Raw genomic sequence first — 8,362 nt, 5'->3', positions numbered from 1 at the left:
CGACGATGAGCAGCCGAAGCACGCCGCCGCCCAGGCAGGGCCCCACGAGAGGGAGCCCCGGCGACACGGCATCGACGGCGCTGAGGCGCGCCCCCGCGGGCAGCTGGTAGAGCCCCTCGCGCAGGGTCTGGGTGATCCAGGTCATGGCGGAGACCGCCACGCCGGCGACGCAGCCCACCAGGGTCGCCAGGACGACGAGGCCGCCCTCGCTCCGGCGAACGAGGCTGCGCAGCCGTCCGGGGGCCTGGATGAGGCCGATCCCGGCCCAACGGCGACGGGTCCGCCGGCTCGGCCGGACGGCCGATCGGGCCGGGACATCGGCCGATCCCTCGCCGGGCGCCCTGCCCCCGCCGGCGCCCGCTGGCTGTCGCGCGCTCACGGTCCGCCTCTTCGCCTCCGGTCGGTTCGATCGGCGGGGTCGACGCCTCGACTCCGCCGTCGCAGTTACAGCCGGGGTCGATCCCGTTGCAAACGGGCGCGTGCCGCAGGGGCGCTGCCGGCCCGGCGCGGGGGAGCCGGACGACGCTATCCACGGAGTCGAAATCCCGTGCACACATCGCCTTGAAAACTGCCGCGGCCCACGATACACCCCGCGCCAGTGCCGCCGTAGCTCAGTTGGTTAGAGCACCAGATTGTGGATCTGGGGGTCCCCCGTTCGAGCCGGGGCGGTGGTACCATTCATTCAGCTCGACAGCGCAAGGGGTTGGCGGATCGCCGGCCCCTTTTGCTTGGGGGGATGCGTCCGGCGCCTCCCGGATCCGGCGTTCTCGCCGGACGAGCGTCTCGGGACGACCGCACAGCTTGGGCGATCCCGACGGTCTCAGGCGTGGTTGGGCGCGGCGTGCGGGAGATCGTCCACCGTTCACCGCGGATGGCCTAGCGCGACGGCGGATGCGGGGCGAGCCGGCCCGGGATGGACGCCATGGTGCAGCGGCAGCAGCCCGGCCTCGCATCACCCTTGAGGCGCCCCAGGCCGTCGGGAGAGTGGGGGCGCGCCCCGCCCTCCGGCCGGCAGCGGTGGCGACCACAGCCCGCGTCGGATATCGCACGTCCGATCGGCCTCGCGGGCACGCCTGCCGGATCGGACGGGTGCCGGGTCGCGCGGTCGCCGGCCTCGGTGAGCGGACGGCCGATGGTCCGGCATGCCCAATCCGGCAGGCAGGCAGCCGCAGCACCACATGAGCGGACCGGACGTCCGACCGAACCCGTTCCGGCTTGCGCGCCCCATGCGAGATCCGAACCGATGCCCCTGATCGATCCCGCTCGCTCGCTTCTCCTGATCATCGACGTTCAGGTCCGGCTGATGCCGGTGATCGCCGACGGAGCCGGAATCCTGGCCAATACGGGCCGCCTCGCCGCCGCCGCGCATCGCCTCGACGTCCCGATCCTGGTCACCGAGCAGAATGCCGGTGGCCTCGGCCCCACCGTGCCGGAACTGGCGCCCGAGCCCGGGACGGCCTTCCCCAAGATGAGCTTCAGTGCCACCCGGACGCCGGGCTTCCTCGAGCGGCTGCCCGCGGATCGGGACCTCGTGGTCACCGGCTGCGAGGCGCATATCTGCGTGCTGCAGACTGTTCTGGGGCTTCTCGAGGCCGGGCGCCGCGCCTGCGTGGTGTGCGATGCCGTGGGTTCGCGGCAGACGGAGAGCCGGGCGGCCGCGCTCACCCGGATGGCCGCCCACGGGGCCGAGATCGTCACCACCGAGATGGTGGTGTTCGAGTGGCTCGGCACGGCGCGCCACCCGCGGTTCCGCGAGATCGTGACGCTCATCAAGTAGGCGCCGGCGCGGCTCCCGGCCCGCCGAGCCGGCATCCCCTTCGACGGTAAGCGGCCTAGGGACCGTCCAGGGCCGCACGGGTCTGCGCGTCGGGACCGATATCGTCGGCGCCGTTCATACCCAGAACCTCGATCAGGCGCATCCGGGCGCGGCTGACCCGGCTCTTGATCGTGCCGACGGCGACGCCGCAGATCGCCGCGGCCTCCTCGTAGGTGAAGCTCTGGGCGCCGACCAGGACCAGCGCCTCGCGCTGAGCCGGCGGCAGACGGTTCAGGGCGCTCTGGAACTGCGCCATCTCCATCCGGATCTCCTGCTCCGGGAGGGCGCTGAGCCGCCCGGCATGCACGCCGTCGGCATCCTCCACCTCGCGCTTGCGCTTGCGCTGCTCGGAGTAGAACAGGTTCCGCAGGATCGTGAACAGCCACGCGGTCAGGTTGGTCCCGCGGCGGAAGCTGGCGGCGTTGATCCACGCGCGCACCAGCGTGTCCTGCACGAGATCGTCCGAGCGGTCGAGGTCGTAGGTCAGCGAGAACGCGAAGGCCCGCAGGGCCGGGATCGCGCCCAGAAGGAGGTCGCGCATCTCGGCATCGGCCCCGACGGGCGCCGGACCGGATCCGCTCCCCGCGGGGGCGGCTTGCAGCATCAGGGTCATTGCGAGGCCTCCGTGTCGGAGCAGGCGGCGAGGTCGTCGAGCAGCGTCCGGAGCCGGTCCGGAATCGGCAGCGCCAGCACCCCGGCGTAGTGCAGGCGCAGGCCGCGCCCGATCCGGTCCCGCGCCGCGCCGTCGATCGAACGACCGGGCGCACCGGCCCGCCGCGCCGGGCGCGGCCCGACCGCGGCGCATCCCTCGGTCGCATCCGGCGCTCCAGCGGAGCCCGCCCTCGCCCGATCGTCCTCGTTCCCTGACATGGTCGCGCCCCCTGCCGTGCCCGATGCGGCCCCGGAGGCCCGGCCTCCGCCGGACCGGTCTCGGCGCGGCGGAGACGCATCTCATCGCTGTCCGGCAGGGCTGGTAGGCGCGACGGATTTAATCGGCTCTGAACTGCGCATTCATCTAATTTTAATTATCAAATGGCCCAGCTTGGGCCGAATTTTCAGAATATATACTCAGTTACAATTCAGAAATACTTGTCTTCAGCTTGGCTGTACCGAGGATGCGCGGAGGCACCTGAACGGACGCTGACCGCGCTCCGGGCCGCCTGTCCGACCGGGCGCGGTCTCGCTCCTCCCGAAGCCGAACGGGCCGCGACCAGACCCGTCCTGGCGCGCCCCCGCGCGCGGGCCCGTCGACGGCAGACCCGGTCCCGGGCTCCTTCCAGGGGAAGGCGATTCGGAGGGGTGCTGTCCCGACCGCTGCGTGAGGAGAGCGGTCGCCGCGCTCCGGGAGCAGGCCCAACCCACTCTGATCGTGCGGAAAACGTCTGGTGCCGGTGGAGAGGATCGAACTCCCGACCTTCGGTTTACAAAACCGCTGCACTACCGCTGTGCTACACCGGCTCGCGAGACGCTTGCTACCAGCCGCCGTGCCGCCGCTCAACCCGAGGGGCGCGAAGAATTGCGGCGGCCCGCCTCATTGGCCCGAGCGGCGGATCAGGCGCTTGAAGCGCTGGTCCGCGGTATCGAGGCGGTCGGCGATGCCGCGGCGGATGCACTTCCCGACGGAATCGCCGGCGTAGAAGCCGACCGTCTGGTCCTGGTATCGGCAGGCCTGGATCGGCGGCCAGGCCACCACCCCCGCGACGACCAGGAGCACGACCAAGCTGTCGACGACGAGCCAGCCCTTCCAGCCGAGCCGGAGGCGGCGTCCCCGTTCGGGTGCCCGGCTCCCGCGGGGGGGACGGTTCGCCGCTTCGGGGCCGACCCGTGCCATGCGGGCGCGGAACTTCGCCTCCTCGAGGGCATCGGACGCACCTTCGGACGCGGCGGGAAGAAGCGGGCGGCTGGACATGGCGGACTCACGGGGAGCGGAGCAGAGCGCGGCGGCACGACACGCCGAAGGTTCAGTTGATGAGCCGCTTCAGGAGGGCGAGGTTGTCCTGGATCGAGAGGACGTTGCCGAGCATCTCGTTGCGGGCGCAGGCACCGGCCCCGACGAGGCCGAGCCAGCCCGCCGCCGGACGGCCGCTGCAATCGGCGAAGCTGCCATACAGGAACAGCGCCGCCGGCACCGCAAGGACGGAGATCTTGATCAGCGAAGACAGCCGCCCGAAAAAGCCCTTGCGTGCCCGCTGCGGCTCGTCCCGATCCGCCCGCCAGGTCGCATCGTCCGGCTCCCAGGCATAGCGGTCCGCTTGATAGGCTGCCGCGTCGATGTCCCGGTCCCGGCGATACATGGCGAGGGCGCACTCGGTCTGATCCAGTCGGGAGCAGACTGGCACGCCTTCGTGAAGCTCAACCTAAGGGAAATGTTTAAGTTCGTCTGAACGGGTGACTGTCCCGCCGGGCCGGTCGCCTCAGGCCGCCAGCGCCCGCTTCACCGTGGCGCGCAGATCCGCCAGGGAGAAGGGCTTGGTCAGGACATCGGTGACGATGGCATCGAGCCCCCGCGCGCGCTCGCGCTGATCGGCGAAGCCGGTCATCAGCAGGATGGTCAGGTCGGGGAAATCGCGCTTGGCCGCCAGGGCCAGCGCGATGCCGTCCATGAGCGGCATGCGGATATCGGTGAGCATCAGATCGAAGCCGCCGTCGGCCTCGTTGAGGCGATCGAGCCCGTCACTGCCATCGCTGGCCGTGACGACCGCATGGCCGTCGATCTCCAGCCCCCGCTTGAGGAAGCCCCGGACGGTCTCTTCGTCATCCACCAGGAGGATGCGCGCCATGTGGTCCCGTGATCGTCCCCGAAGCCCGCGAGCGCCCCGTCGCGATGATGCGGACGCCCAAACGTCGACAGACACAGGCGAATTTGCCGCCTGTCAAGACGTCGCACGTCGAATCGTCAATCCTGCCGTGCAGCGCGGCGAAAATGCCGCGCCGCGGCGTCTCAGTCAGGCATCGAACAGATCCGGGCCGCCATCCCCGTAATCGACCACGCCCACGAAGGGCAACTGCCGGAAGGCGTGCGCGGCATCCATGCCGTAGCCGACGACGAAGACATCGGGGCAGACGAAGCCGACGAAATCCGCGTCGATCGTCACGGCGCGCTTGCCGGGCTTCTCCAGCAGCACCGCGGTGAGGACGCGCCGGGCGCCGCGGGCCATCAGCAGGTCCTTGGCGAAGACGACGGTGCGGCCCGATTCCAGGATATCGTCCACGAGCAGCACATCCCGCCCGCGCACCTCGCTCTGCACGTCGCGCAGGATCTCGACCTGACCGCTGGACACGGTCCCCGTACGGTAGCTCGACAGGTGCACGAACTCGACCTGCGGCGCGAGGCCGACCCGGTGGAGCGACCGGAGCAGGTCGGCCGCGAACATGAAGCTTCCCTTGAGCACGGCCACGACGAGGAGGTCCTCGGGCCCGGCAGCCAATATCTCCTGGGCGAGTTCATCGTTGCGCCTGGCGATGGCCGCCTCGTCGAACAGGGTCCGGACGCGCCGTTCAGGGGTGCTCATCACTCGTATCCCGAAGCCCGTTCGCGGGACGGGATCCGCCACCGCACTGGAGAGGGTCTTAGCGTCCCGGGCGCCGTCGGGAAACTCCGGATCCGAAACGACGGCGGGCCGACATCAAGTCGCGCCCGCAGGATCCGCCGACGCCGGGAGCGTCAGGCCTCGGTTCCCTGCCGGAACGGGCGGAGCAGGCGGGTGAGCCGGCGCCGGCGCGGCGCGGCTGCGCCGGCATGCCGCTCGGCCGTCACGTCCGGCAAGGGCTCCGGTCGGGGCTCCAGCCCGGACTCCAGGTCCATCCCCTCCGGCGCCTCCGCGGGCTCGACATGCCGCACCTGTTCCAGGACGTCCGCCACGATGCGGGGAATGGGGCGCTCGTGCTCCTCCAGCAGCAGCGACGCGGTCCAGAGGCGTCTGGCATTCGCCAGCGGCAGCGTTCCCTGGGTCAGGCGCTCCATCAGCATCCTATCGGCCAGCGACGCCGCCAGCGCGCTCACGATCTCGAGTTGATCCTGCTGTGTCGTGCTGTTCATGGCAGTCTTCACGCTCAGACGATATTCAATTCATGCGGTCGAGAGCGTAGGCGGACAAATTTGGCAATTCTATAACCCACACCAGAACCGGGGAATGCCCGCGAACAAAACCAGAGGACAACGAAACGACACGCCTTCCGGTCCCCTGCAGGAGCCGGTGCGCTGGGCGGTGCTGGCGGGCCTGGCCTGAGCCGGCCTTGAGGCAGGTCAAGGCCGGGATCCGGATCGCGCCCCATCCTGGCGGTCCCGAACCCGGACCGGCGCCCCGCCGACGAACCTGCCGACCAGCCGCCGATACACCTCATGCCTGCCCTGCCCGACCTCATCTACGTGGTGGACGACGACGCGGCCGTCCTCCACTCCACCCGCTTCCTCCTGGAAAGCGAGGGCCTCCGGGTCGAGACCTTCGCGGACGGACCGGAACTGCTGGCCGCCTTCCCGGGGCCGAGCCCGGCCTTCGTCCTCCTCGACCACGTCCTGCCGGGGCTCGACGGCCTGGAAGTCTGCGCCAGGCTCCACGACCTCGATGCCCGCGTGCCCGTGGTCCTGATCACCGGACACCCCAACCCCGCCATCCGCGCCCGGGCCCGCGCCGCCGGGATCCCGCTGGTCGACAAGCCCCTCGCCTTCGACGCGCTCCTCGGGCTCCTCGCCCCGGACGCCGCCCGAGACACCGCCCGAGAGGCCGCCCGAGAGGCCGCCCGAGAGGCCGCCCCGGCGCCACGCCCCGCGCCCCTCCCCCAGCCGGCCTGACCACACCCGGCGGAAACCAGACCGGCCAGAGCGAAATACGGCGCGCATCGGGCCGGCGCGCGAACACCCGGCGGAGGGCGGAACGGGTCGGCTGATCGACCTGCGGCCCGTCCTGCCACCCCCATCATGCCGCCCCCGTCCTGCCCCCACCGCAGCAGAAGCCATCGAGACGGGCGCGCTCGGAATGGCGCGGCGGTCCGGCCCCTCAGGCCGCCTTGGACACCCCCTCGGCGGAGGCCGCCTCGACGACCTCGTGCGACAGCGTGCGCGCCTCCGCTTGGTAGTCGGCCATGCTTCTGGTCAGGAACGCCGTCTGAAGCTCGAACGCATCCTTGAGCGAGCCGCATCGGGTGAGCGCGGCCAGATGGTCCGCCTGGGCCTGGAGACGGCAGCCCGTGAAGCGCACCGTCTCCGTGGCGATGCGCAGCGGCAGATCGACGGCAAAGGCGCGCCAGGCGCCGAAGCCTGTACCCAGGCCGGCCTTGATGGACTCCATCGGGTCGGTGGACGACGGTGCCTGAAGAGGCGTCACGGTCTCAGAAGCCATCGGGATCTCCTGTCTCGACATCCGGGCCACGAATGAAGTTCCGGTACGATGCGCATTGATTCAGATCAATATCTCAAATCCAATACAAATATTCGCTCAGATATTATTGAGAAAAACCCGACCGGACAGGTCGGACGCCGCCGGACGCGCCGCCCCGCGCCCCGATCCAAGGCTCGGCGCCAGTTCCGGATCTCTCGAGCATCGCAGGCCGCGGCCCGTCCGCGCACGGGGATCGGCCCTCGCTCCCCCGCTCCGGTCGCGAAGGGAGAAGCCGACGCGACGCGTCGAGAGCCGGACCGAGCCCGCGATGCCCAACGGATTCACCGTCGTCCGCAGCCCCGTCCCGGTCGGTGCGCCGGCATCGCGGGGGCCGGAACCTGGCGTGGTCGCGCCCCACAGGCCTGAGCCCGGCCCGGTTCGACGGGGACGGTTTGATCCAACGCAAGGCCCGCGAACCAGGCGGGCCCTAGCTCGGCGGCGCGGACGGAGGCACCCTCGACATGGCCACGGCGGCGGTAGGCTCAACCGGAACAGGATGGTCGGCCGCCGAGTGGGGGACGCGGGTGCGAAGGTGGCTGGCGGTCCTGCCGCTGGCGGGCCTCTGCGCGGGCCTCCTGGCGCAGGCGCTCGGGCGTCCGGATTTCGCGATGGCGGCCTGGGCGTTCGCAACCCTGGCGGTCCTGGCCGTCCTCCTGACGCAGGTCGTGACGAGCTTGGCGCGCGGCGATGTCGGGCTTGACCTCGTTGCCCTTCTCTCGATGGGCAGCGCCCTCCTCCTGGGTCAGACGCTGGCCGGTGCCGTCATCGCCCTGATGTACGCGGGCGGCCAGTCGCTGGAGGCCTATGCCACGGGCCGGGCCGGGGCGGCGATGACGGCGCTGATCGCGCGCCAGCCGCGCACAGCCCTGCGCGAGGAGGGCGGTGTGTTGCAGGAGGTCGCCCTCGCGGCGCTGGTCCCGGGGGACCGGCTCCTGGTCCGTGTCGGTGACGTCGTGCCGGTGGACGGGTGGGTCGCGGCGGGCCGGGCGGTGCTCGACCGGTCGAGCCTGACCGGCGAGGCGCTTCCGGTCACCCTCAAGGCGAACGAGCCCGTGCTCAGCGGCACGGTGAATGCCGGCACGCCGTTCACCCTCTTGGCGGAGCGACCTGCGGCCGAGAGCACCTATGCCGGGATCGTCCGCCTGGTCGAGGCCGCCCGCGCCCAGAA

10 protein-coding genes, 2 tRNA genes and 2 pseudogenes are annotated in these 8,362 nt (G+C 71.0%); 4 read left to right on the top strand and 10 right to left on the bottom strand.

All coding sequences use genetic code 11. From position 1 onward, the window contains the following. Positions 1-379 (bottom strand): annotated as a pseudogene (locus I53_RS35375) (chloride channel protein); the annotation flags it as partial. Positions 380-600: 221 nt separating this feature from the next. Between I53_RS35375 and I53_RS21175 the strand changes: the two are divergent. Both I53_RS21175 and I53_RS21170 read left to right on the top strand, forming a co-directional pair. Next, positions 601-677: transfer RNA gene (locus I53_RS21175), tRNA-His, on the top strand. Between the two features lie 566 nt (positions 678-1,243). Further along, positions 1,244-1,777 (top strand): isochorismatase family protein, encoded by a 534-nt coding sequence (locus I53_RS21170; RefSeq protein ID WP_043354368.1) that lies wholly within the window; start codon positions 1,244-1,246, stop codon positions 1,775-1,777. Positions 1,778-1,832: 55 nt separating this feature from the next. Here I53_RS21170 and I53_RS21165 read toward each other — a convergent pair whose 3' ends face one another. The 8 genes from I53_RS21165 to I53_RS21130 form a co-directional block, all read right to left on the bottom strand. Continuing rightward, the gene (locus I53_RS21165; protein WP_051044938.1) at positions 1,833-2,429 is read right to left on the bottom strand and encodes a sigma-70 family RNA polymerase sigma factor; all 597 of its coding nucleotides are present in this window, start codon (positions 2,427-2,429) and stop codon (positions 1,833-1,835) included. After that, complete coding sequence (locus I53_RS21160) at positions 2,426-2,686, bottom strand: NepR family anti-sigma factor (protein ID WP_043354366.1); 261 nt, start codon at positions 2,684-2,686, stop codon at positions 2,426-2,428. The genes I53_RS21165 and I53_RS21160 overlap by 4 nt, the downstream gene beginning before the upstream one ends. 513 nt (positions 2,687-3,199) lie before the next feature. Beyond that, positions 3,200-3,274: transfer RNA gene (locus I53_RS21155), tRNA-Thr, on the bottom strand. A gap of 73 nt (positions 3,275-3,347) precedes the next feature. Continuing rightward, positions 3,348-3,725, bottom strand: a complete 378-nt coding sequence (locus tag I53_RS21150) for a hypothetical protein (protein WP_043354364.1) — start codon at positions 3,723-3,725, stop codon at positions 3,348-3,350. Between the two features lie 52 nt (positions 3,726-3,777). Then, positions 3,778-4,110 (bottom strand): hypothetical protein, encoded by a 333-nt coding sequence (locus I53_RS21145; protein WP_043354363.1) that lies wholly within the window; start codon positions 4,108-4,110, stop codon positions 3,778-3,780. A 120-nt stretch (positions 4,111-4,230) separates the two neighbouring features. Continuing rightward, on the bottom strand, positions 4,231-4,596 hold the full coding sequence (locus I53_RS21140; RefSeq protein ID WP_043354361.1) for a response regulator: 366 nt from the start codon (positions 4,594-4,596) through the stop codon (positions 4,231-4,233). A gap of 165 nt (positions 4,597-4,761) precedes the next feature. Continuing rightward, the gene (gene hpt / locus I53_RS21135) at positions 4,762-5,328 is read right to left on the bottom strand and encodes a hypoxanthine phosphoribosyltransferase (protein ID WP_043354359.1); all 567 of its coding nucleotides are present in this window, start codon (positions 5,326-5,328) and stop codon (positions 4,762-4,764) included. A 152-nt stretch (positions 5,329-5,480) separates the two neighbouring features. Beyond that, positions 5,481-5,855, bottom strand: a complete 375-nt coding sequence (locus tag I53_RS21130; RefSeq protein ID WP_043354357.1) for a hypothetical protein — start codon at positions 5,853-5,855, stop codon at positions 5,481-5,483. Positions 5,856-6,158: 303 nt separating this feature from the next. Between I53_RS21130 and I53_RS21125 the strand changes: the two genes are divergently transcribed. Continuing rightward, positions 6,159-6,608 carry a response regulator gene (locus tag I53_RS21125; protein WP_051044937.1) on the top strand — a complete coding sequence of 150 codons (450 nt, stop codon included), beginning with the start codon at positions 6,159-6,161 and terminating at the stop codon, positions 6,606-6,608. 205 nt (positions 6,609-6,813) lie between these two features. Here I53_RS21125 and I53_RS21120 read toward each other — a convergent pair whose 3' ends face one another. Further along, positions 6,814-7,155, bottom strand: a complete 342-nt coding sequence (locus tag I53_RS21120; protein WP_043354355.1) for a phasin family protein — start codon at positions 7,153-7,155, stop codon at positions 6,814-6,816. A gap of 500 nt (positions 7,156-7,655) precedes the next feature. Between I53_RS21120 and I53_RS21115 the strand changes: the two are divergent. Further along, a pseudogene (locus tag I53_RS21115) lies at positions 7,656-8,362 on the top strand (heavy metal translocating P-type ATPase); the annotation flags it as partial.

This window comes from Methylobacterium sp. B1 (assembly GCF_000333255.1).
In the GTDB taxonomy this organism is placed as follows: domain Bacteria; phylum Pseudomonadota; class Alphaproteobacteria; order Rhizobiales; family Beijerinckiaceae; genus Methylobacterium; species Methylobacterium fujisawaense.
The sequence above is the reverse complement of the archived record's forward strand: the minus strand, read 5'-3'. Positions and strand labels throughout refer to the sequence as shown.

Bases quoted from the DNA above. Each gene is read 5' to 3' on its own strand.
- I53_RS21170 (WP_043354368.1), top strand. From the start codon at position 1,244: ATGCCCCTGATCGATCCCGCTCGCTCGCTTCTCCTGATCATCGACGTT.
- I53_RS21165 (WP_051044938.1), bottom strand. From the start codon at position 2,429: ATGACCCTGATGCTGCAAGCCGCCCCCGCGGGGAGCGGATCCGGTCCG.
- I53_RS21160 (WP_043354366.1), bottom strand. From the start codon at position 2,686: ATGTCAGGGAACGAGGACGATCGGGCGAGGGCGGGCTCCGCTGGAGCG.
- I53_RS21150 (WP_043354364.1), bottom strand. From the start codon at position 3,725: ATGTCCAGCCGCCCGCTTCTTCCCGCCGCGTCCGAAGGTGCGTCCGAT.
- I53_RS21145 (WP_043354363.1), bottom strand. From the start codon at position 4,110: ATGTATCGCCGGGACCGGGACATCGACGCGGCAGCCTATCAAGCGGAC.
- I53_RS21140 (WP_043354361.1), bottom strand. From the start codon at position 4,596: ATGGCGCGCATCCTCCTGGTGGATGACGAAGAGACCGTCCGGGGCTTC.
- hpt (WP_043354359.1), bottom strand. From the start codon at position 5,328: ATGAGCACCCCTGAACGGCGCGTCCGGACCCTGTTCGACGAGGCGGCC.
- I53_RS21130 (WP_043354357.1), bottom strand. From the start codon at position 5,855: ATGAACAGCACGACACAGCAGGATCAACTCGAGATCGTGAGCGCGCTG.
- I53_RS21125 (WP_051044937.1), top strand. From the start codon at position 6,159: ATGCCTGCCCTGCCCGACCTCATCTACGTGGTGGACGACGACGCGGCC.
- I53_RS21120 (WP_043354355.1), bottom strand. From the start codon at position 7,155: ATGGCTTCTGAGACCGTGACGCCTCTTCAGGCACCGTCGTCCACCGAC.